Origin of the sequence: Photorhabdus noenieputensis (assembly GCF_018448935.1) — a bacterium.
Taxonomy (GTDB): domain Bacteria; phylum Pseudomonadota; class Gammaproteobacteria; order Enterobacterales; family Enterobacteriaceae; genus Photorhabdus; species Photorhabdus noenieputensis.
The window spans coordinates 1-22379 of sequence record NZ_RCWC01000038.1 but is presented as its reverse complement, the minus strand read 5'-3'; the positions used below and the strand labels follow the sequence as shown (position 1 = coordinate 22379).

The 22379-nt window shown below is 40.4% G+C and carries 19 protein-coding genes, 1 tRNA gene, 1 other RNA gene, 2 pseudogenes and 1 CRISPR repeat array; of the genes and pseudogenes, 15 read left to right on the top strand and 8 right to left on the bottom strand.

Annotated features, from left to right (window positions below; genetic code table 11):
- Positions 1–79 precede the first annotated feature (79 nt).
- From EAE91_RS19965 to EAE91_RS19935, 7 genes are all read left to right on the top strand, one after another.
- Positions 80–268, top strand: a complete 189-nt coding sequence (locus EAE91_RS19965; RefSeq protein WP_244868956.1) for a hypothetical protein — start codon at positions 80–82, stop codon at positions 266–268.
- Between the two features lie 411 nt (positions 269–679).
- Entirely contained in the window at positions 680–2122 is a 1443-nt protein-coding gene (gene luxC, locus EAE91_RS19960) for a long-chain-fatty-acyl-CoA reductase LuxC (protein ID WP_214090011.1), read from the top strand.
- A gap of 12 nt (positions 2123–2134) precedes the next feature.
- A complete protein-coding gene (locus EAE91_RS19955) occupies positions 2135–3058 on the top strand; it encodes an acyl transferase (protein WP_214090010.1) in 924 nt (307 codons plus the stop codon).
- Between the two features lie 57 nt (positions 3059–3115).
- Positions 3116–4198, top strand: coding sequence for a luciferase subunit alpha (gene luxA / locus EAE91_RS19950; protein ID WP_214090009.1), 1083 nt, complete (start codon positions 3116–3118; stop codon positions 4196–4198).
- 14 nt (positions 4199–4212) lie between these two features.
- The gene (luxB, locus tag EAE91_RS19945; protein WP_214090008.1) at positions 4213–5187 is read left to right on the top strand and encodes a luciferase subunit beta; all 975 of its coding nucleotides are present in this window, start codon (positions 4213–4215) and stop codon (positions 5185–5187) included.
- Between the two features lie 62 nt (positions 5188–5249).
- Positions 5250–6362: a long-chain-fatty-acid--protein ligase LuxE gene (gene luxE / locus EAE91_RS19940; RefSeq protein ID WP_214090007.1), complete on the top strand. Its 1113-nt coding sequence runs from the start codon at positions 5250–5252 to the stop codon at positions 6360–6362.
- Between the two features lie 167 nt (positions 6363–6529).
- The gene (locus tag EAE91_RS19935; RefSeq protein WP_214090006.1) at positions 6530–7111 is read left to right on the top strand and encodes a hypothetical protein; all 582 of its coding nucleotides are present in this window, start codon (positions 6530–6532) and stop codon (positions 7109–7111) included.
- A 160-nt stretch (positions 7112–7271) separates the two neighbouring features.
- Here EAE91_RS19935 and EAE91_RS19930 read toward each other — a convergent pair whose 3' ends face one another.
- The 4 genes and pseudogenes from EAE91_RS19930 to EAE91_RS19920 all read right to left on the bottom strand — a co-directional run bounded on the left by EAE91_RS19930 (position 7272) and on the right by EAE91_RS19920 (position 8149).
- A complete protein-coding gene (locus tag EAE91_RS19930) occupies positions 7272–7574 on the bottom strand; it encodes a HigA family addiction module antitoxin (RefSeq protein ID WP_011146340.1) in 303 nt (100 codons plus the stop codon).
- Positions 7574–7660, bottom strand: a pseudogene (locus tag EAE91_RS25085) (type II toxin-antitoxin system RelE/ParE family toxin); the annotation flags it as partial. The pseudogene EAE91_RS25085 and the gene EAE91_RS19930, both read right to left, overlap by 1 nt.
- A 226-nt stretch (positions 7661–7886) precedes the next feature.
- Positions 7887–8010, bottom strand: a non-coding RNA gene (locus tag EAE91_RS19925) — RtT sRNA.
- Positions 8011–8059: 49 nt separating this feature from the next.
- A tRNA-Ser gene (locus EAE91_RS19920) sits at positions 8060–8149 on the bottom strand.
- 327 nt (positions 8150–8476) lie between these two features.
- Here EAE91_RS19920 and ghrA point away from each other — a divergent pair.
- Together ghrA and EAE91_RS19910 are read left to right on the top strand one after the other, a co-directional pair.
- Positions 8477–9418, top strand: a complete 942-nt coding sequence (gene ghrA, locus EAE91_RS19915) for a glyoxylate/hydroxypyruvate reductase GhrA (protein ID WP_214090005.1) — start codon at positions 8477–8479, stop codon at positions 9416–9418.
- 72 nt (positions 9419–9490) lie between these two features.
- Positions 9491–10030, top strand: a complete 540-nt coding sequence (locus EAE91_RS19910) for a TorD/DmsD family molecular chaperone (RefSeq protein WP_214090004.1) — start codon at positions 9491–9493, stop codon at positions 10028–10030.
- 65 nt (positions 10031–10095) lie between these two features.
- Here the strand turns inward: EAE91_RS19910 and EAE91_RS19905 are convergent, their stop codons facing one another.
- A complete protein-coding gene (locus EAE91_RS19905; protein WP_214090003.1) occupies positions 10096–10659 on the bottom strand; it encodes a lipoprotein in 564 nt (187 codons plus the stop codon).
- A gap of 37 nt (positions 10660–10696) precedes the next feature.
- A complete protein-coding gene (gene mdtH, locus EAE91_RS19900) occupies positions 10697–11902 on the bottom strand; it encodes a multidrug efflux MFS transporter MdtH (RefSeq protein ID WP_214090002.1) in 1206 nt (401 codons plus the stop codon).
- A 188-nt stretch (positions 11903–12090) separates the two neighbouring features.
- On the opposite strand from mdtH, the gene rimJ reads away from it, so the two are divergent.
- From rimJ to EAE91_RS19875, 6 genes and pseudogenes are all read left to right on the top strand, one after another.
- On the top strand, positions 12091–12675 hold the full coding sequence (rimJ, locus tag EAE91_RS19895; protein WP_214090001.1) for a ribosomal protein S5-alanine N-acetyltransferase: 585 nt from the start codon (positions 12091–12093) through the stop codon (positions 12673–12675).
- Positions 12676–12831: 156 nt separating this feature from the next.
- Positions 12832–13386: a lipoprotein gene (locus EAE91_RS24360; RefSeq protein WP_244868955.1), complete on the top strand. Its 555-nt coding sequence runs from the start codon at positions 12832–12834 to the stop codon at positions 13384–13386.
- A 361-nt stretch (positions 13387–13747) separates the two neighbouring features.
- A CRISPR array of direct repeats spans positions 13748–14135; the repeat unit is 28 nt; unit sequence GTTCACTGCCGTACAGGCAGCTTAGAAA.
- Positions 14136–14370: 235 nt separating this feature from the next.
- Positions 14371–14769: pseudogene (locus tag EAE91_RS19885) on the top strand (hypothetical protein); the annotation flags it as partial.
- A gap of 904 nt (positions 14770–15673) precedes the next feature.
- A complete protein-coding gene (gene murJ, locus EAE91_RS19880; RefSeq protein WP_214090000.1) occupies positions 15674–17212 on the top strand; it encodes a murein biosynthesis integral membrane protein MurJ in 1539 nt (512 codons plus the stop codon).
- 662 nt (positions 17213–17874) lie between these two features.
- Entirely contained in the window at positions 17875–17997 is a 123-nt protein-coding gene (locus EAE91_RS24620) for a hypothetical protein (protein WP_280520296.1), read from the top strand.
- Positions 17998–18308: 311 nt separating this feature from the next.
- Positions 18309–19076, top strand: a complete 768-nt coding sequence (locus tag EAE91_RS19875; RefSeq protein ID WP_214089999.1) for a thioesterase II family protein — start codon at positions 18309–18311, stop codon at positions 19074–19076.
- Between the two features lie 78 nt (positions 19077–19154).
- On the opposite strand, the gene argS is transcribed toward EAE91_RS19875, so the two are convergent.
- The gene (gene argS, locus EAE91_RS19870) at positions 19155–20885 is read right to left on the bottom strand and encodes an arginine--tRNA ligase (protein WP_214089998.1); all 1731 of its coding nucleotides are present in this window, start codon (positions 20883–20885) and stop codon (positions 19155–19157) included.
- A 228-nt stretch (positions 20886–21113) separates the two neighbouring features.
- A complete protein-coding gene (locus EAE91_RS19865; protein WP_214089997.1) occupies positions 21114–21851 on the bottom strand; it encodes a cyclase family protein in 738 nt (245 codons plus the stop codon).
- Positions 21852–22379 lie beyond the last annotated feature (528 nt).

The following is a 22379-nucleotide window of genomic DNA, read 5'->3' as shown; positions in this document are numbered from 1 at the left end:
CGGCGTTGGGAAAACTAATCAGGATACGCCGACAGGGATTAGCGCCGGGACGCTCGATGAACTGGTTAAAGTCACTGGTATGAGTAAAACTGAAATCGCACACCTTGCCTTGCGCAACTTTGCAGACCGCTACTTACCGCACTACGAGAAAGATGACGGACCATTGAGCGATGAACAGATCTGTACCATCCGTGAGGCGAGTGCAGCTAGCGACATCGCGGATGATAACTTTACACTTGCTATTTCAATGTATTCTGTGGGTATTTGAAAAATAGCATAAAACATCTTGAATGCATAAGCAGACTAATAATTTACATAAATATCATTACGCATAGAGAAGAGCGTGACTCTTTTAATTTAAATTTTTCATTAACAAATCTTGTTGATATGAAAATTTTCCTTTGCTATTTTAGCAGGTATTGAAACTAGGGGAGAGATTATTATATTGATGATCCGCCCAGTCACATTAATAGCTTTGAGCAGAAAATTCAGAGTATTACCATATTCTGACGAAAGTTACAGGTTAGATGTCCCGTAATCAGAAGCTTATTTGCTGGATATTTTGTTATTTACATCGTCGTAGCACAAAAATACAAGAAGCAAATATTGGTACGACCAGTTTGCAAGATGGCTAAACAACAACTTAAGTTGAAATTACCCCATTAAATGGATGGCTAATATGACTAAAAAAATTTCATTCATTATTAACGGCCAAGTTGAAATCTTTCCCGAAAGTGATGATTTAGTGCAATCCATTAATTTTGGTGATAATAGTGTTTACCTGCCAATATTGAATGACTCTCATGTAAAAAACATTATTGATTATAATGAAAATAATGAATTACGGTTGCATAACATTGTCAATTTTCTCTATACGGTAGGGCAAAGATGGAAAAATGAAGAATATTCAAGACGCAGGACATATATTCGTGACTTAAAAAAATATATGGGATATTCAGAAGCAATGGCCAAGCTAGAGGCTAATTGGATATCTATGATTTTATGTTCTAAAGGTGGCCTTTATGATGTTGTAGAAAATGAACTTGGTTCTCGCCATATCATGGATGAATGGCTACCTCAGGATGAAAGTTATATTAGGGCTTTTCCGAAAGGTAAGTCTGTACATCTATTGGCAGGTAATGTTCCATTATCTGGGATCATGTCTATATTACGCGCAATTTTAACCAAGAATCAGTGCATTATAAAAACATCGTCAACCGATCCCTTTACAGCTAATGCATTAGCGTTAAGCTTTATCGATGTAGACCCTAATCACCCGATAACGCGTTCTTTGTCTGTTGTATATTGGCCACACCAAGGTGATACATCACTCGCAAAAGAAATTATGCAACATATGGATGTCATTGTCGCCTGGGGAGGGGAAGATGCGATTAATTGGGCTGTAGAACATGCACCACCTTATGCTGACGTGATTAAATTTGGTTCTAAAAAGAGTCTTTGCATTATCGATAACCCAGTTGATTTGACGTCCGCAGCTACCGGTGCGGCTCATGATGTCTGTTTTTACGATCAGCGCGCTTGTTTTTCCGCCCAAAATATATATTACATGGGAAATCATTATGAGGAATTTAAGCTAGCGTTGATAGAAAAACTGGATCTATATGCACATATATTACCAAACGCCAAAAAAGATTTTGATGAAAAGGCGGCCTATTCCTTAGTCCAAAAAGAGAGCTTATTTGCTGGATTAAAAGTGGAGGCGGATGCTCATCAGCGCTGGATGGTTATTGAGTCGAGTGCGGGTGTGGAGTTTAATCAACCACTTGGCAGATGTGTGTACCTTCATCACGTTGATAATATTGAGCAAATATTGCCTTATGTTCAAAAAAATAAAACGCAAACTATATCTATTTTTCCTTGGGAATCAGCATTTAAGTACCGAGATGCATTAGCATTAAAAGGCGCGGAAAGGATTGTAGAAGCAGGAATGAATAACATATTTCGAGTGGGTGGATCTCATGATGGAATGAGACCATTACAACGATTAGTGACATATATTTCTCATGAAAGGCCATCTAACTATACTGCTAAGGATGTTGCGGTTGAAATAGAACAGACTCGATTTCTGGAAGAAGATAAGTTCCTTGTGTTTGTCCCGTAATAGGTAAAAAGTATGGAAAATGAATCCAGATATAAAACCATCGACCATATTATTTGTGTTGAAGGAAACAAAAAAATTCATGTTTGGGAAACGCGACCAGAAGAAGATAGCCCAAAGAGAAATAATACCATTATTATTGCGTCGGGTTTTGGCCGAAGGATGGATCATTTTGCTGGTCTGGCAGAGTACTTATCGCGGAATGGATTTCATGTGATCCGCTATGATTCGCTTCACCACGTTGGATTGAGCTCAGGGACAATTGATGAATTTACAATGTCTATAGGAAAACAGAGCTTGTTAGCCGTGGTTGATTGGTTAACTACACGAAAAATAAATAACCTCGGTATGTTGGCTTCAAGCTTATCTGCGCGGATAGCTTATGCAAGCCTATCTGAAATCAATGTTTCGTTTTTAATCACCGCGGTCGGCGTCGTTAACTTAAGATATACGCTTGAAAGAGCTTTAGGATTTGATTATCTCAGTTTACCCATTGATGAATTGCCGAATAATCTAGATTTTGAAGGCCATAAATTGGGTGCTGAAGTTTTTGCGAGAGATTGTCTTGATTTTGGCTGGGAAGATTTAGCTTCTACAATTAATCACATGATGTATCTTGATATACCGCTTATTGCTTTTACTGCAAATAACGATAATTGGGTGAAGCAGGATGAAGTTATCACATTGTTATCAAATATTCGTAGTAATCGATGCAAGATATATTCTTTGTTAGGAAGTTCGCATGATTTGGGTGAAAACTTAGTCGTCTTGCGCAATTTTTATCAATCGGTTACGAAAGCCGCTATTGCGATGGATAATGATCGTCTGGATATTGATGTTGATATTATTGAACCGTCATTTGAACATTTAACTATTGCGACAGTCAATGAACGCCGAATGAAAATTGAGATTGAAAATCAAGCAATTTCGCTGTCTTAAAACCTATTGGGATAGATAGTTAATTCTATCACTCAAATAGAAATATAAGGGCTCTCTATGAAATTTGGAAACTTTTTGCTTACATACCAACCCCCTCAATTTTCTCAAACAGAGGTAATGAAACGTTTGGTTAAATTAGGCCGCATCTCTGAGGAGTGTGGTTTTGATACTGTATGGTTACTGGAGCATCATTTCACGGAGTTTGGTTTGCTTGGTAACCCTTATGTCGCTGCTGCGTATTTACTTGGTGCAACTAAGAAATTGAATGTGGGGACTGCCGCGATTGTTCTTCCCACAGCCCATCCAGCACGCCAACTTGAAGATGTGAATTTATTGGATCAAATGTCAAAAGGACGATTTCGGTTTGGTATTTGTCGGGGGCTTTACAACAAAGACTTTCGTGTATTTGGCACAGATATGAATAACAGTCGCGCCTTAGCGGAATGCTGGTACCGGCTGATAAAGAGTGGAATGACAAAGGGATATATGGAAGCTGACAATGAACATATCAAGTTCCATAAGGTAAAAGTAAACCCCACGGCGTATAGCAGAAGTGGCGCACCTGTTTATGTGGTTGCTGAATCAGCCTCGACGACTGAGTGGGCCGCTCAACATGGTTTGCCGATGATATTAAGTTGGATTATAAATACTAACGAAAAGAGAGCACAACTTGAGCTTTATAACGAGGTGGCTCAAGAACATGGGCACGATATTCATAATATCGACCATTGCTTATCATATATAACATCTGTAGATCATGACTCAACTAAGGCGAAAGAAATTTGCCGGAAGTTTCTCGGGCACTGGTATGATTCTTATGTGAATGCCACGACCATTTTTGATGATTCAGACCAAACGAGAGGTTATGATTTTAATAAAGGGCAGTGGCGTGACTTTGTATTAAAAGGACATAAAGATACTAATCGCCGTATTGATTACAGTTACGAAATCAATCCCGTGGGAACTCCGCAGGAATGTATTGACATAATTCAAAAAGACATTGATGCCACAGGAATATCAAATATTTGTTGTGGATTTGAAGCTAATGGAACGGTAGATGAAATTATTGCTTCCATGAAACTCTTCCAGTCTGATGTCATGCCGTTTCTTAAAGAAAAACAACGTTCGCTATTATATTAGCTAAGGAAAAAGAAATGAAATTTGGATTGTTCTTCCTTAACTTCATCAATTCAACAACTGTTCAAGAACAGAGTATGGTTCGCATGCAAGAAATAACGGAGTATGTTGACAAGTTGAATTTTGAACAGATTTTAGTGTATGAAAATCATTTTTCAGGTAATGGTGTTGTCGGTGCTCCGCTGACTGTTTCTGGCTTTTTGCTCGGTTTAACGGAAAAAATTAAAATTGGCTCATTGAATCACATCATTACAACTCATCATCCTGTCCGCGTAGCGGAGGAAGCTTGCTTATTGGATCAATTAAGCGAAGGGAGATTTATTCTAGGGTTTAGTGATTGCGAGAAAGAAGATGAAATGCATTTTTTTAATCGCCCTGTTGAATATCAACAGCAACTCTTTGAAGAGTGTTATGAAATCATTAACGATGCTTTAACAACCGGCTATTGTAATCCAGATAACGACTTTTATAGTTTCCCAAAAATATCGGTAAACCCCCATGCTTATACGCCCGGCGGGCCTCGGAAATATGTCACGGCAACCAGTCATCGCATTGTAGAATGGGCGGCTAAAAAAGGCATTCCTCTCATCTTTAAGTGGGATGACTCCAATGATGTTAGACATGAATATGCTGAAAGGTATAAAGCCATTGCTGATAAATATGGCGTTGACCTATCAGCGGTAGACCATCAGTTAATGATATTAGTTAACTATAACGAAGATAGTAACAAAGCCAAAGAAGAGACGCGTGCATTTATCAATGATTATGTTCTTGAAATGCACCCTAATGAAAATTTTGAAGATAAAATTGAACAGATAATTGCAGAAAATGCTATCGGAAATTATACAGAATGTATAACTGCGGCTAAGCTGGCAATTGAAAAGTGTGGTGTAAAAAATGTATTGCTATCCTTTGAACCAATGAGTGATTTGATGCACCAAAAAAATGTAATTAATATTGTTAATGATAATATTAAGAAGTACCACATGTAGTCAAAGAGTATGACAGCAGTGCTGCTGTACTCTCTAATATTATCTGGAGGAGTAAAACAGGTATGACTTCATATGTTGATAAACAAGAAATCACAGCAAGCTCAGAAATTGATGATTTGATTTTTTCGAGCGATCCATTAGCTTGGTCTTACGATGAACAGGAAAAAATCAGAAACAAACTCGTGCTTGATGCATTTCGTAATCACTATAAACATTGCCAAGAATACCGTCACTACTGTCAGGTACACAAAGTAGATGATAATATTACGGAAATTGATGACATACCTGTATTCCCAACATCAGTTTTTAAGTTTACTCGTTTATTAACTTCTCAGGAAAACGAGATTGAAAGTTGGTTTACCAGTAGCGGCACGAATGGTTTAAAAAGCCAGGTAGCACGTGACAGATTAAGTATTGAGAGACTTTTAGGCTCTGTGAGTTATGGCATGAAATATGTTGGTAGCTGGTTTGATCATCAAATGGAATTAGTCAACTTGGGGCCAGATAGATTTAATGCTCATAACATTTGGTTTAAATATGTTATGAGCCTGGTGGAATTGTTATATCCTACGACATTTACCGTAACAGAAGAACGAATAGATTTTGTTAAAACATTGAATAGTCTTGAACGAATAAAGAATCAAGGAAAAGATATTTGTCTTATCGGTTCGCCGTATTTTATTTATTTACTTTGCCAGTATATGAAAGATAAAAATATCTCATTTTCTGGGGGTAAAAGCCTTTATATCATAACGGGAGGAGGTTGGAAAAGTCACGAAAAAGAATCCCTGAAACGTGATGACTTTAATCATCTTTTATTCGACACTTTCAATCTTAGTGATATTAGTCAGATTCGCGATATATTTAATCAAGTTGAACTCAACACTTGTTTTTTTGAAGATGAGATGCAACGTAAACGTGTTCCACCGTGGGTATATGCACGAGCACTTGATCCTGAAACATTGAAACCTGTACCTGATGGAACGCCGGGTTTGATGAGTTATATGGATGCGTCGTCAACGAGTTACCCGGCATTTATTGTTACCGATGATGTCGGGATAATTAGCAGAGAATATGGTCAATATCCTGGTGTACTTGTTGAGATTTTACGTCGCGTCAATACAAGGGCGCAGAAAGGGTGTGCTTTAAGCTTAACCGAAGCATTTGATAGTTGATATACCCTATGGATTTTAAGATGCATCGCGACGGCAAGGGAGTGAATTCCCGGGAGCATGCGAAAAAATTCTCCAAAACATCCACACTTGGGGACTTGATAGAGGTTTATGGGGTTGGCTTAACACTGTTCTCATTGTTATCATTGCGTTAAGCAAAAGGAGATAACATGAAAAAATTAGCAGTTATGCTTGCATTGGGAATGATTAGCTTTGGTGCAATGGCAGTTGATGGATATAAAGATGCAAAGTTTGGCATGACAGAAGAAGAGTTTCTCTCGAAGAGGTTATGTGATTTTGAAAAATTTGAGGGAAATTCTCAAATAGAAGAAGTATCACTTTATTCATGTTCTGACTTTTCGTTTGCTAACAAAAAGCGTGAAGCAATGGCATTTTTTTTAAATGGAAAATTTAAAAGATTAGAGATTAATATTGGTCGCCTCGTGAAGCCAGTAAGCAAATCGTTAACGAAAAAGTACGGAGATGAGTCATCGTATCCATCACAAGAAGAATTTGAAAATGCGCTAAAATACAATGGAACTATGTCTATAGGTTATGATAATAATACGGTATTAGTTGATATACATATAATGTGTGGCAAAGAAGGCATAGAAACCAGTCAACTGATTTATACGAGTCAAGATGTTCATACGATCCCAGATTTCGAGAATAAAATCCATGAATTAAGAGGATTAAAGGAATTCCAAGAATTACTGGAATTAGATCGTGAAAAACTGGATGAAGATGTTTGAGACGACAATAGCCACCTTCGGGTGGTTTTTTATATCTGTTAAGTCCCAACATTTGATAGTTAACATTCTTTGTCCAATGCTTTCTAGGTAAATATATTGCTGTTTTGGTGTTATGAAAGTAAAAAGCCCAGTTGGTAACCTGAGCTTAGGTTGTTGACTTTTAGGTGTGAGATAAATGGACAGGCTTAAATAACGGAGTCAGTTTGGAAATATCAACTGTCTTTTCTGCTTTATCGAGGCTATAAGTTTCTTGCAGTTTTAGCCACAGCCGTGGAGAGCTACCAAGTACTTTTGACAGTTTTATTGCCATCTCTGGCGTGACTGCTGCTTTGCACGATACTAAACGTTGAGCCGTAGACGGAGCAACATTCAATGCTCGCGCTAGATCACGAATTCCTAAACCTAGTTCTTCCAAAGAGTCAGCAATAATTTCGCCTGGGTGAGGTGGGTTAAACATTTTCATTAGTGATAATCCTCGTAGTTAACGATGTACGCATCACCATCGATAAATTCGAATGCCACACGCCAATTTCCTGAAATAGTAATTGTAATGTCCATATAAGTAAAAAACCTAGGTATTTAACCTGAGCCTCTTTTTAAATTTGGAGGAGAAGAAAGGATAGATTCGCTGCGCTCACCCTACGGGCCGCCGTTGGCGGTCCAAAACGGCAGGCCGTTTTGTCGAACCCTGGTTGAGGGTTCTCGACCCTCCCTGCATCGGGGGTATACACAAGCAAAAAAGCCCAGGTGGTAAACCTGAGCTTTCTTTCGAATTTGGCGGTGAGGGAGGGATGGATTCGCTACGCTCACCCTACGGGCCGCCGTTGGCGGTCCAAAACGGCAAGCCGTTTTGTCGAACCCTGTTCGAGGGTTCTCGACCCTCCCTGCATTGGGAGCGATATGCAAGCAAAAAAGCCCAGGTGGTAAACCTGAGCTTTCTTTCGAATTTGGCGGTGAGGGAGGGATTCGAACCCTCGATACGTTTTCACGTATACACACTTTCCAGGCGTGCTCCTTCAGCCACTCGGACACCTCACCATCTTTTTTTCGTTCCAGCAACTTTGTTTAACATCGTCGCTGCAACGGGGCGCTACTATAGGGAAAACCGTTACAAGCGTCAACACTCTTCTGATATTTTTCTTTGGTTTTTTGATTGCTTAGCTAAATAAGAGTCAATTCGGTGAATTGGCATCCAACCGATGCCGCTAAATAGATAGGTACAAGCCCTTCGATAAGAAAAAAACAAATTCGTTAACTACTTAACATTCTCAAAATTTTCGTAATGATGACTAACAAAGGGACTTGCAACCTACACTCAATCATCAGATAACCCTGTATGAAAATGTAAGATGAGGATAAATAGTCATGGAAATTATCTTTTACCACCCCTTTTTTGATGCTGCTCAGTGGATTCAAGGTATGCAGCAACGACTGCCCAATATTAATATCCGCGCATGGAAACGCGGCGATAATAAGCATGCGGATTATGCAATGGTTTGGGTGCCTCCCTATGAGATGTTGGCAAATCGCTCCGAATTGAAGGGGATTTTTACTTTAGGTGCAGGAGTAGAGGCCATTTTGAAACAGGAGCAACAAAGACCAGGAATGTTACCCGCCGGTGTGCCACTGATGCGGCTCGAAGATGCGGGGATGGGACGGCAAATGCAAGAGTATGCGGTAGCAATGGTTTTACATTATTTGCGGCGCATGGATGAGTATAAGCTGCAACAAGGGCAGAGGATGTGGAAACAACTCGTACCCCATGCTCGCAAAGATTTTGTCGTGGGTGTGTTGGGTGCCGGTGTTCTGGGACGCAGTGTTGCAGAGACGCTAGTGGAGCTTGGCTTTACTGTGCGTTGCTGGAGCCGTACTCCAAAACAGGTTAATAATATAGTTAGTTTTCACGGTGAAGATCAATTGGGCGATTTTCTTTCCGGGAGTAAGGTGCTTATCAATTTGCTGCCCGATACATCAAAGACCCGTGGTATTCTGAATTTATCGCTGTTTAGCCAGCTAAAACCAAAGTCATATCTGATTAATATCGCACGAGGTGCCCATTTAGTAGAACATGATCTGTTGGTGGCGATTGATAAAGGTTATATCGCCGGGGCGGCATTGGATGTGTTTGTTGAGGAACCATTACCTGAGATGCACCCTTTCTGGACTCATCCCCGTATAACGGTGACGCCACATATTGCGGCTATTACTATTCCCGATATTGCTATGGATACGATTAGTGAAAATATTCGACGAATTGAAAAAGGGGAATTACCAACCAGTGTTGTGGATATAAAACTAGGATATTAATAACGTCTCTTTACAGTAGGGGCAGCTATTGGAGACAATAATGACAAAATTGCTATTTGTTTGGAAACTGAGATGAATGAATTTTCAATAGTCTGCCGTATTTTAGGGACTTTATTTAATCGTCAACCGCAAGACCCGATTCTGAAACCACTTTTGACGGTGATTGTCGAAGGTAAATTGAAGCAATCATGGCCATTGGAGCAAGATGCGTTGTTGGATCGCCTGCAACAAAACTGTGATCTATCGGCAATCCAAGCTGATTATATGGCACTGTTTTATGGCGATAATACGAGTGTACCAAGCCGCCGTTTTGACTATACCGGGGAGAGTGAAAACGATATTCGTCAATTTCTGACTGAACGAGGCATGCCATTGTCAGATGGGCCAGTCGATCAGTTTGGTTCCCTGCTATTAGGTGCTTCATGGCTGGAGGATCAGGCGGCAGAAGATGAGGTTCAGGGGCAGATTGAGCTGTTTGATCAATATCTTCTGCCGTGGTGCGGGCAATTTCTGGGGAAAGTGGAAGCTCACGCCACAACCGGTTTCTACCGGACATTAGCAATGATTACTCGTGAGGCGTTACAAGCGTTAAGAGAAGAGCTGGATTCTTAATTTTAACATGATAAAAAGGCAAATAACTTCGAATTATTTGCCTTTTTGCTATATCTCGATGAAAGTTATTTATCGGTCAGAGTAATAACTAATTTGCCAGGTTTCACTTCTAACCTTTCTGCTAATGTTTTAGCTGCGGCTTCAGCTTTGCTGTGATCCGGCTTTAATACATAAACCGGGTGAGTGTCAAAGAAAGCGCTGAGTGATTTATTCAGATAAGGAACTAATGCGTTAATCGGTTTTTCCATTTTTTCCTGTGTGATTTGGTAATCAACGATTTCCAATGCTTTCAGGAAAATAGCCCCTTTTTCCTGCTCAAAAACAGGTTGTGCTTTCAGGGTGAGTTTCATATCGGCTTTTGCCAGGCCAATCAGGGAGGTAATATTTACGTTTGCACGGCCGGTTAACGCTATTTTGTCAGGTTCTGCCCGGCCAATTTGGCTGGATAGTTCTGTTAATTCAATATCTGCGATGGCGATACTATGTAATTCAATCTGTTTCTGGTAATGGACGTGTTTTGCCAGATAACCATTAATTAGCTCTTCGCTGATACTGACACTTTTGAACTGATCGCAACCACTGATTAGCCCCGCTAGCAGCAATACTGCCCCCAAGAAAAATTTTCTCATATCGACTCCTTTATTTTGGAGGGCAGATTTTACCTCATTAATTGCCACTCAGCATGGCAGATTCAATTTTACGTTGGTTGAATTGACGGTGCAGGGCGTACAGCGTTATTAAGCCAATAATCCCAAGCAGGAACCAGGGTAATTGCGGCATATGCAGCGCATGACCGGTATCATATAACCAACCACCGCCGGTATAACCCAAAGCGCCGCCCAGAGCCAATCCAAGACGGCTAAATCCCATATAACTACCACGCGCGCGCGGATCAGCCAGTGAAGCACTTAATGTTTCACGGGCAGGTTCAGCGGTGATGGTACCGAGATAGAACAGACAAATAAGGCCAAACAAGGTATTGATTTCACCAATCAAACCGACTGGGAACATGCTCAGGCTCATCAGGAAAAGCCCGGCCATTAGACGCTGTTCTAACCGGAATCGTTTTTCACTCCAGCGGGCGATCGGATACAGTAAAGTGAGTGATAGGGCTGCTTCAATCGCGTACATCCATTTCACCGCAGCGGGTGTTCCGGCGATTTCGTTGACGATAATCGGGAACATCAACATCACTTGGACAGATAGCATAAAGTAACCGGTCAACGTCAATACATAGGTAAAGAAGCGGCGATCTTTAATAACCCGCTCCATCCCTTCCCAGATCGGGGTGCGGGTAGTGGAAATCCGGTAGGCAGGGAGGAATAATGCATTCCAGATGGCTGCCAGAACGAAAACACCGGCACCTGTCCAGCAGACAAGTTGGAAATCGTATTGCAGCAGCCAGCTACCAATCAGTGCGCCGATAACCGCGCCAGCGCTGTCCTGCATCAACAGCAGAGAGAAGAAACGGCCGCGCTCGTGTGGTCGGGTTAGTTTGATGACCAGTGCGGTCCGGGGAGGATCAAATAAGGTTCCTCCCAGTGCGGATAATATGCAGGCAAACCACAGTATCCACGGTTCGGTGGCTAAGGCGATTAAAGCAAAACCAAGGGCGCGTAATAGCATGCCGGTGACGATCATCGGTTTCGCGCCGAAACGGTCTGCAATTGCACCACCGAAAATGCCTAAACCCTGTTGTACAAATTGGCGTAAACCAAGCGCAAAACCGACAATCAGCGCGGCCCAACCCAGTTGCTCAACAAAATGTATTGATATTAAAGGAAATACGACGAAGAAACCCAGAACGACCAACAAGTTATCGAATAACAGGAAGTACTTACCCAGGCTACGTGCTTGTGAAACCAGTGACATTGCTCACCATTGGAGTAGTAAAGAAGAGAGGACAATATGGTTGCTTTATATTTTGTACTTAATTTGATAATTAGGGTAGTGAATTATGGATAATATTTTTTTATTGTAAGGTAATGACTGGAAGCTGTTTTTTACAGATGAATAGCTTAAATTTTTAACGGATAAATTAATATAGTTAGGGAGAAATAATGTTTGGTTATCGTTCCACTTTACCGAAAGTTCGTCTGATAACAGAACGAATGGTGGTGCGTTTGGTGTACGAGCGGGATGCTTATCGTTTGGCTGAGTACTATGCAGAAAATCACGAGTTTCTTAAACCTTGGGAGCCGACCAGAGATAGAAGTCATTGTCAGCCTTCCGGTTGGATAAACCGATTGAATTTAATCATAGAAATGCAAAAACAGAATGCGGCTTTTCACTTTCTGCTACTTGATCCAAATGAAAATGAAGTTATTGGTGTTGCCAATTTCAGTAATATTCTGCATGGGGCTTTTCATGCCTGTTATTTGGGATATTCGCTTGGTGAAAAGTGGCAGGGAAAAGGGATGATGTACGAAGCTTTACAACCAGCTATCCGTTATATGCAACGTCAACAGGGGATGCATCGGATTATGGCTAATTATATGCCGGATAATCATCGTAGTGGGAAATTGTTGGAACGATTGGGTTTTGAACGTGAAGGTTATGCCAAGAAATACCTGATGATTAATGGAGTCTGGCAAGATCACGTATTAACCGCATTGACAGATGACAAATGGAGTGGAAAAAGTTGATTATCGGGTTGTCTGTCTTCAGTGGCTAATGAGATTACGGCGTAATTGAGTTGAAATGATTTCGAGGATAAGTTCAGTAAGTATAATACACCCTTAATTGATACTAAGTTTTAGCGATATAATAATCCGTATTTTTGGGATGGGAATAAACTAATAATGAAGCGTCTTTTTGCAATATTTCTTTTAGTGGTAACTCTTTCTGGGTGCCAAACTCCTCCACCACTTAATTTCTCGGTACCAAATGTGGGGGGCAGCGGCCATAAAATTGATGCGGAACTAAAATCAATAACAATTGTGCTTGCAAGACCTGAAGAACAAAAAGGGGGTATTCAGGCTGGAATGGAAGAAGTTCCTCAGTTCTGGAAAGCATCCCTTGAAGAAGCTCTGGGAAGAATGGCTATATTTAAAGATGATGCTAATAAGAAAGTCAATCTGGCTGTTAAGATTTTGGCAATTGACATGCCTCTTTTTGGGACATCTATGACCACAAAGGCAATAGCTAGGTATGAATTAATTGATCGCAGCGATGGTCGTATAATTTATAGCGAAGATATATCGTCAAACGGTACTGTACCATTTAATTACGCTTTGCTGGGTTATATAAGAGGTAGAGAATCAATTAACAGGGCGGCACAAAATAATATCACTCAATTTTTGCAATCTTTAGGAACAGTAGATAATAAACTTATGCCCTTTGTGGTAAATAAGTGAGAGAATTGCCATTGAGCTAATACCCCGATTTATAATTGATAGCGTGTGCTCCAAATATGTCGCTGAATAGTTACTCAGTTGATGTTGTTGGGGACGCGCTTGTTAGATGGGATTGTTGGTTCCGTGGTGAAAAGTAGTGTGACTAAGTGACAGAAGGATGGAACTCGTTATAGAAACATTGAATAGCAATGTGGTGACAATTGTTTAGGACGTTACTCTTCTTAGTTTTGACCCTTTTTTTATGGTCAATTTTAACTGATTGATTTTTAATGAAATATTACTTCTCTTGTAAAAAAGGGTTTTTTCGTTATTTAATAAATATATGCTTTAACTGTCAGTAGGTTAACGTTAATATATAACAGTTCACTGCCGTACAGGCAGCTTAGAAATAGCGTTTAATACTCGCATGTCAGCGCGTGAAGTTCACTGCCGTACAGGCAGCTTAGAAATTACCGGCTTTCGCGGCCTGGCTACGATACCGGTTCACTGCCGTACAGGCAGCTTAGAAACGATAAAAGCTATACAACGTAATAAAGATAAGGTTCACTGCCGTACAGGCAGCTTAGAAATGAAAGAGTCAGGGATGATACGCAGCAGGTACGTTCACTGCCGTACAGGCAGCTTAGAAACAAAGCCGATTGAAAAATCAGCGCGACGCCGGGTTCACTGCCGTACAGGCAGCTTAGAAATGCACGCAATAATGCTGCTTGCTCATTTGCCCGTTCACTGCCGTACAGGCAGCTTAGAAACAAGAGTTTTATCCTGAGTAAGCTTTAATGAGTTGACTTATTTGACGCACTGACTTCGGTTGGTGCGTTTTTTGAAGTGGCTATTTCAGCTTTTTGTGGTAAGGCTAGTTCAATGCTCCATCATCTAGGCCAAATACGATGCTCATTGGCAGCTCATAAATGCTAATGAGTTCTAGTGCATAAGCGTGAATTTATGTATACTCGCCGCTTTTGTTAGCAAAGTGAATAATTAACCATGAATAATATTGCTGCCTTGTCTTTGGCTGCTGTAATGTTTACTAGCGGTTGCGCTACGATTGTGGGTGATAAAACTCAGCATGTTCAGGTTGATAGTAATCCATCAGGGGCCATATTCTCTATCAAAGATGAATTAGGTAGGGTTGTTGCTCAAGGGAAAACGCCCCAAGATGTGATTTTAGAAAAATCTGATGGAAGTTATTTCGGTAAAAAAGACTATCTGGTCACTTTTACTAGTGAGAATTCTGAATCTGTAACGTTACCAATTAAAGCGAGCGCCAATGGTTGGTACATTGGAGGTAATTTTTTCTTTGGTGGTTTAATTGGTTGGCTGTTATTTGATCCATTTAATGGCGGGATGTATACGTTGCATCCAAAAGCAGTGAATGCCCAGTTACCTCAGAAAGCAGTAAATGCCCATTTACCTGAGAAAGCAGTGAATGCTGGCTCATCTCAGAATCAGGTAACAAATACAATTATTCTGATGGTAGACCCTAATAAGGCGGTAGATCCTAGTAAGATATTAGACGCTAATAAACAGGTAACACCGTTAGGGTAAGCCAAAATGTCCGGTTGGACAATCTGGTAAGTATATGACCATAAGCCCTCTCATTTTCTGAAAGGGCTTTTTAATTCTGTTTTGTCTGTTCTTATGGTAAATAACAGTTAAGATTTTATTATTTTTGAAATTATAATGAGTGATAAAACAATTTATTGACTGATTATCATGAAAATAGATATTATTATGATTGGCCTGATTAATAAGTGTTGAAGTTCTATTTCATAATTATTTGATAAATACCAACTTCGATTTTATATTTTCTGGATAATGGCAATTGAATTGAAAAAAATAGATAAATAAAGGGTGAGTGAAAATAAATATACCCTATGGATTTCAAAACTATGTGACCGGGGTGAGTGAGTGCAGCCAACAAATACGCAATTTGAAAGATAACGGGTATATTCATATAACTTGAGTCCGTACATGACTTTATGTTAAATAATAATTTATTGATTTTAAAGAAATATTACTTATCTTAAAAAAGGCTTTTTTATTGTTTATTAATATATGTTTTAACTGTCAGTAGGTTAAAGTTAATATCTAACTGTGCACTGTTGGATAGGTAGCTTAGCAAGCTGGATTAAGATGGTGTGATTTGGTGGTTTTTTGCACTCGCATAGGCGGCCTAAAAAGTACAGACAGCTTACAAGTATCTCAGTCGTGTATAATTCATTTTCCATTTTTGCACTGTCGTACAGACAGTTCAGAAATCAACTAACATGATTTTGAGATAAATACGATGAATTTATTGAAATCGCTGGCTGCGGTTAGCTCCATGACCATGTTCTCTCGGGTTTTGGGCTTTATCCGGGATGCCATTATTGCCCGCATATTTGGGGCAGGTGTTGCAGCGGATGCTTTTTTTGTTGCATTTAAACTGCCTAATTTACTGCGTCGTATTTTTGCCGAAGGTGCCTTTTCTCAGGCGTTTGTGCCTATTTTGGCAGAATATAAGAACCAACAAGGTGATGAAGCGACCCGGACGTTTATTGCTTATGTTTCCGGTATGCTGACGTTAATTCTGGCCATTGTTACTGTGTTGGGGATTTTAAGTGCGCCTTGGGTGATTTATGTTACTGCACCGGGTTTTACCGATACCGCCGATAAATTTACTCTGACAACAAATCTGTTGAGAATTACCTTCCCTTATATTTTTCTGATATCGCTGGCCTCGTTGGCAGGTGCGATATTAAATACTTGGAATCGATTTTCTGTTCCAGCTTTCGCTCCGACGTTACTCAATATCAGCATGATTGTGTTTGCGTTATTTGTCGCCCCTTATTGTCATCCGCCGGTAATGGCGTTGGGTTGGGCGGTAGTTGCAGGGGGAATTTTACAGCTCTTATATCAGCTTCCTCATTTAAAAAAGATTGGCATGCTGGTGTTACCGCGTATTTCTTTCCGTGACAGCGGTGTATGGCGGGTTATGCGGCAGATGGGGCCAGCACTTCTTGGGGTGTCAGTCGGCCAGATTTCATTAATTATTAATACGATTTTCGCTTCATTTTTGGTGTCCGGTTCTGTCTCCTGGATGTATTACGCTGACCGTTTAATGGAATTGCCTTCTGGTGTATTGGGGGTTGCGCTTGGGACCATTCTTTTGCCTTCACTGGCGAAAAGTTTTTCCAGTGGAAATCATGAGGAGTACACCAAATTAATGGATTGGGGGCTGCGGCTCTGTTTTTTGTTAGCACTGCCTTGTGCTGTTGCTTTAGGTATGCTAGCGGAACCTTTAATCGTTTCTCTGTTTCAATACGGTAATTTTACGGCATTTGATGCAGTAATGACCCAAAAAGCATTAATTGCTTACTGTTTTGGACTGATGGGGCTAATTATTGTTAAGGTGCTGGCACCGGGTTTTTATTCTCGTCGAGATATTAAAACCCCGGTGAAAATTGCGATTGCTACTTTAATTCTGACTCAGCTAATGAATCTTGCCTTTATTGGTCCACTAAAACATGCCGGGTTGGCCTTGTCTATCGGTCTGGCATCTTGTTTCAATGCCAGTCTGCTTTACTGGCAATTACGTAAGAAAAATATTTTTAAGCCGTTAGCGGGTTGGGGGGTGTTCTTATCTAAACTGGTGGTGGCAATTGCGGTAATGATTGCTGTATTGGCGGTTACTTTGTGGTTGATGCCAGCATGGGAGCAGGGAAATATGGCTATGCGTCTGTTGCGATTAATGGTGGTGGTTATCGCCGGGGCAAGCAGCTATTTTGCTGCGCTGATGCTGATGGGTTTTCGGCTAAAAGATTTTGCTCACCGAGGTTTTCAATAAATTGAGATATCCCGGTAATTATTATGAGATCAAACTGGCTTGAGTTTTCTGAGATTACCGGGATATCAGCTAATAAGTATATATTCTATGGATTTCAAGATGCATCGCGACGGCAAGGGAGTGAATCCCCGGGAGCATAGGTAATGATGTGACCGGGGTGAGCGAGTGCCGCCAACAAAGAGGCAACTTGAAAGATGACAGGTATACTAAATTTCCTGTTCGGCCAAGAGTTAGTTTAAATGATGCTAATTGAAGTTTAATCGTGTTTTTATCTACGCCATAATTGAATAATTCTGTATGACATTATGAGATATTATGGGGGGATAAAGCGTTATATCGGTAAAATAATATACTTCCACCTTAAGTTAAATAATTAAATGCCAGATGGCGATTTTTTATAAATAATATATTGATTGTTTGTGATTTATTATTTAACTATTCATGGTTATTATAGTAAATGATTTAGTTTTCCCTAAAAATTAACGCTATATCTATTCATTATTTATATCTGTTAGCCAAGTTATTTTACCATGTTTATATTTCTTCGATTTGAAACTATTAATTTGCTAAAGTTTACAATTTAATTTTTGTTTGAATTCGTTTCATGAATGAAAAATTAATTATGTGTGTTAGATCGTGTTTTTTCACAAATAATATAAAAAATGTTGGGACTAAGCAGTTTGCTGGCTACTATGTTTGCTGGAGAAGTTATTGATTATCTGGCAAAACATGATCTGGTGCAGATAAATATTAATAAACAGGCGCTATTATTTGACGATGAATAGGGGAGAGGAGCGGTATTTATGTCAGAAAAGTTGACGGATTGGTTAGATTCAATTGAGCAGGTAAATAATGCGGAAGTGAGCATTGAATTATCTCAAAAGTAAATAATGAGCAGTGTTCAACCGGTCATTCATGAGTGATATACCCTATGGATTTCAAGATGGATTGCGGCGGTAAGGGAGTGAATCCCCGGGAGCATAGGTAACGATGTGACCGGGGTGAGCGAGTGCCGCCAACAAAGAGGCAACTTGAAAGATGACGGGTATAAATTAATCGTCTGACTTTGACAGATTTAATTGGGAGGGAGTAATTTATGTGGTTTGAAAAATTAAGTCATATTCAATCAGATAAAACGGAACATATCTTATTTTGTTTTCCTTATGCTGGTGGTTCAGCAGAAGTTTTTCGTAGCCTGAGTAACTGCTTAGCAAAAAATATCGCAGTATATGCACTGCAATTACCGGGTGGCGGCAGCCGTTTTGATGAAGCATTAAGTCGAGATGTGGAAAATATTTTGCAAGCAGTACATGAAGAAATGAAGCGTTTGATTAATGGTAAGCGATTCTCTTTATTTGGGCACAGCAACGGCGGCTTATTTGCTTATGAATTAGCTAATCGATTGAATGATGAGAATCAGTCCCCGGCAAACGTATTTATTTCTGCGGAAGCGGCTCCACATATTACCAGTTTTAAAGAAGATCCGTTTAATTTTTCCGATACTCAATTGAGAGAGCTATTGGTAAGATACGGTGGAACACATGATGAGATCATCAATGATAAAGATTTTAAGGCGGTGTTCTTTCCTGTTATTCGTAATGATCTTTCGCTTAATTACCATATGAAACGTTACTTGTTGCCAAAGCAAAGTGTATCAGAACTCGTTTTAATTTATGGGCAACAGGATAAAACGATGTCAAAAGAGGATATGTTGGCGTGGGAAAATTATACTTGTGGCGAGATTGATATTCACCTTGTGGATTCTGATCACTTCTTTATCCAGCATATTCCACAAGTGGTTGCAAATATCATCCATGCAAGAATTGAATTGAGCGCCAAGCGGGAACGTACTGCTGTGTTATAGATCAAAGTTTAATCGGCGTGATAAGGCAAAATATATATGCCCGATCACGCCAATTTTCAGAAAACAGCGATTATCCGGTTACATCCGTTCTACCGTCTCAATGCCCAAAGTATTCAGACCTTGCTTCAATGTTTTTGCGGTCAGGAGTGCCAGTTTCAGGCGGCTTTGACGCAACTCTTCACTTTCAGCATTAAGGATCTGACAGTGTTCATAGAAGCCAGAGAACAGACCGGCTAGATCATACAGGTAGGCACACATGACATGTGGTGTACCTTCACGAGCAACGGTGGTGATGGTCTCTTCAAATTGTAACAAGCGGGTGGCTAACGCTTGTTCACGCTCCTCATTTAGGATAACGGGTAGTGTCAGGCTGTTTTCATCAATTTCGGCACGCTTGAAGATGGAGGCAACACGGGTGTAAGCATATTGCATATAAGGTGCGGTATTGCCTTCAAAAGCGAGCATATTATCCCAATCGAAGATGTAATCTGTGGTGCGGCTCTTGGAGAGATCAGCATATTTCACCGCGCCGATACCTACAGCTTCCACCACTTTTTTCAGTTCATCTTCTGGCATATCCGGGTTCTTTTCACGGATAAGGGTATTGGCGCGTTCGATGGCTTCGTCCAATAGATCGGTCAATCTGACCGTGCCGCCGGTGCGAGTTTTAAATGGTTTGCTATCTTTACCCAACATCATGCCGAACATATGGTGTTCCAGAGACACGGATTCTGGCACATAACCAGCTTTACGGACGATGGTCCAAGCCTGCATCAAATGTTGATGTTGACGGGAGTCGATGTAGTAAAGAACGCGGTCGGCGTGCAAGGTTTCATGACGGTATTTCGCACAGGCGATATCTGTTGTGGTGTAAAGATAACCACCATCTTTCTTTTGGATAATAACGCCCATCGGTTCACCTTCTTTATTTTTATACTCATCAAGGTAAACCACGGCTGCGCCATCGCTTTCTACTGCTAATCCTTGCTGTTTCAGATCAGCGACAATACCGGGCAGTAGATCGTTGTACAGACTTTCACCCATAACAGAATCTTTAGTCAGCGTGACATTCAGACGATCATAGGTTTGTTGATTTTGGGCCATCGTGATATCCACTAGCTTGCGCCACATGGTACGGCAATATTCATCACCGCCTTGCAGCTTCACCACATAGCCACGGGCGCGGATGGCAAACTCTTCGTCTTCATCGTAATGTTTTTTCGCTTCGCGATAGAAAGCTTCCAGATCGGATAATGCCATATCGCTGGCATTTTCATTTTGCACTTTTTCCAGATAAGCAATCAGCATACCAAACTGGGTTCCCCAGTCACCCACATGGTTAGCGCGAATAACCTTATGACCGAGGAATTCCAGTGTACGGACGGCAGCATCACCAATAATCGTGGAGCGTAGATGACCAACGTGCATCTGTTTTGCTACATTAGGCGCGGAATAATCGACAACAATAGTTTGTGATTCGGTTGGAGTAACGCCCAGTTTCTCATCTTTCAGGGCAGTTTCGATATTCGCTGCAATCCATGCTTTATCAAGGAAAATATTAATAAAGCCGGTGCCGGCGATTTCAACTTTACTGGCGATACCTTGCAGATCTAGCAGGTTAACAACTTTTTCTGCCAGTTGTCGGGGGGGCATGCCCACTTTTTTCGCGGCGGCCATCACTCCGTTGGCCTGGTAGTCGCCAAATTGCGCTTTCGCGGATTGGCGGATGTGAGCTTCGCTATCGGCTGGAGCACCTGCTGCAATCAGCGCTTGGCTGACTTTTTCTGAAAGAATCGCCTGAATATTCACCTGGTTACCTTAAATGACGAATGAGAATAGGTATTATTGTAGCAAACAATACCCTCTGCAAAATGATTCATAAGAAGAAACGGCAGGTTTTATACCATATTCAACACATGACATACCACTTTACTGTTGCTTTGTGCCAAGTTACGAAGATAAAAAACGCATTTCCGCGAAAAATCATGATCGTGACTATAATGCCGTAGTGAATATACGGCATAAGGAGGAAGGTGGTTATGGAAGTATGGCAAACGAGCGAACAGGAAAACCAGAGGCTTTTTTAGGTTTGGCCACGATATTAAAAATGACTGCGCCACGTACAGGGACTTGGTCCAAATTAGCCAAAAGTTCTATCTGATAAGTATCTTGCTTTAAGACATAATCTTCACCCAACAAAGCATTATTCTTTCTAAAATCTTTAGCGGCGTCGGTATCAAATGTTTCATGCCCAATGGCTTTAACATGACGCTCCTCAAATAAAAATTTAAGGGCATCTACTCCCCACCCAGGTATTTGGTTATTGCCCGAGTCATCTTTATTATCCATTTTTTCCTGAGATGGCCAGCGTTTACTCCAATCAGTTCGGAGCGCAACGAAAGTACCTGCCTCAATAATGCCATATTCTTCTTCAAACTTAAGAATATCTTCTTTAGAAAGTGAAAAGTTAGGGTCCTGTTTTGCTCTTGCTGATTGATCAAGTACGATTAGAGGTAAAACCAATTCTTTTAATTTCAGTTCATCAACATAACGGGCATTAGGAACAAAGTGGCAGGGAGCATCAACATGAGTTCCATATTGGCCGGGAAAAGAAAATTGCTGAACAAAAAAGCCATCTTTGTAATCAAACAGTGTTTTAAACTCTGCTGAATTAAGCATAAAAAAATGTGGAGAATCTTTATCGAAGCTATGCGTCAAGTCAACCCATTTTTTTGACTTCAATAAAGTGAGAGCTTGTAAAATGCTATTTGACATAAAAAACCTCATTTTTGATAATTTATTGATGTTATTTTTACCACTATTACATGATTAATGCTGTAAGATTTTTTACCGTAAATAGTGATGTTACTCATGTTTTATACCTTATGGATTTCAAGATGCATCGTGACGGCAAGGGAGTGAATCCCCGGGCGCATAGGTAACTATGTGGCCGGGGTGAGCGAGTACAGCCAATAAAGAGGCAATTTGAGAGATGACGGGTATATTCACTTTTATTGTTTCAGTAATGAACATACGGCATAAAGGCATGTTTGTGTTAGGTTCGTCGGGTACGAGCACATCAGATTATTTTTTTATAAACGGAAAATTATAAAGAAATAACAGGGAATAATATAATTGATTTTTACGTTAGTTAAAATTCAAAATTAAATATAATAGGCGGATTCGACTAATAAGCGCAATTTTTCAGAAAGGCGGTCAGTTGCTATAGTAGGCATCTTTCCCGCCACAGGAGAATGCGCTATGGCCTATACACAACTGACCGAGACAGAAAGATATCAGATT

What these genes read in the sequence shown, in the direction of transcription:
- EAE91_RS19965 (WP_244868956.1), top strand. Translation starts at nt 80, where the DNA reads ATGAGTAAAACTGAAATCGCACACCTTGCCTTGCGCAACTTTGCAGAC.
- luxC (WP_214090011.1), top strand. Translation starts at nt 680, where the DNA reads ATGACTAAAAAAATTTCATTCATTATTAACGGCCAAGTTGAAATCTTT.
- EAE91_RS19955 (WP_214090010.1), top strand. Translation starts at nt 2,135, where the DNA reads ATGGAAAATGAATCCAGATATAAAACCATCGACCATATTATTTGTGTT.
- luxA (WP_214090009.1), top strand. Translation starts at nt 3,116, where the DNA reads ATGAAATTTGGAAACTTTTTGCTTACATACCAACCCCCTCAATTTTCT.
- luxB (WP_214090008.1), top strand. Translation starts at nt 4,213, where the DNA reads ATGAAATTTGGATTGTTCTTCCTTAACTTCATCAATTCAACAACTGTT.
- luxE (WP_214090007.1), top strand. Translation starts at nt 5,250, where the DNA reads ATGACTTCATATGTTGATAAACAAGAAATCACAGCAAGCTCAGAAATT.
- EAE91_RS19935 (WP_214090006.1), top strand. Translation starts at nt 6,530, where the DNA reads ATGAAAAAATTAGCAGTTATGCTTGCATTGGGAATGATTAGCTTTGGT.
- EAE91_RS19930 (WP_011146340.1), bottom strand. Translation starts at nt 7,574, where the DNA reads ATGAAAATGTTTAACCCACCTCACCCAGGCGAAATTATTGCTGACTCT.
- ghrA (WP_214090005.1), top strand. Translation starts at nt 8,477, where the DNA reads ATGGAAATTATCTTTTACCACCCCTTTTTTGATGCTGCTCAGTGGATT.
- EAE91_RS19910 (WP_214090004.1), top strand. Translation starts at nt 9,491, where the DNA reads ATGAATGAATTTTCAATAGTCTGCCGTATTTTAGGGACTTTATTTAAT.
- EAE91_RS19905 (WP_214090003.1), bottom strand. Translation starts at nt 10,659, where the DNA reads ATGAGAAAATTTTTCTTGGGGGCAGTATTGCTGCTAGCGGGGCTAATC.
- mdtH (WP_214090002.1), bottom strand. Translation starts at nt 11,902, where the DNA reads ATGTCACTGGTTTCACAAGCACGTAGCCTGGGTAAGTACTTCCTGTTA.
- rimJ (WP_214090001.1), top strand. Translation starts at nt 12,091, where the DNA reads ATGTTTGGTTATCGTTCCACTTTACCGAAAGTTCGTCTGATAACAGAA.
- EAE91_RS24360 (WP_244868955.1), top strand. Translation starts at nt 12,832, where the DNA reads ATGAAGCGTCTTTTTGCAATATTTCTTTTAGTGGTAACTCTTTCTGGG.
- murJ (WP_214090000.1), top strand. Translation starts at nt 15,674, where the DNA reads ATGAATTTATTGAAATCGCTGGCTGCGGTTAGCTCCATGACCATGTTC.
- EAE91_RS24620 (WP_280520296.1), top strand. Translation starts at nt 17,875, where the DNA reads ATGTTGGGACTAAGCAGTTTGCTGGCTACTATGTTTGCTGGAGAAGTT.
- EAE91_RS19875 (WP_214089999.1), top strand. Translation starts at nt 18,309, where the DNA reads ATGTGGTTTGAAAAATTAAGTCATATTCAATCAGATAAAACGGAACAT.
- EAE91_RS19865 (WP_214089997.1), bottom strand. Translation starts at nt 21,851, where the DNA reads ATGTCAAATAGCATTTTACAAGCTCTCACTTTATTGAAGTCAAAAAAA.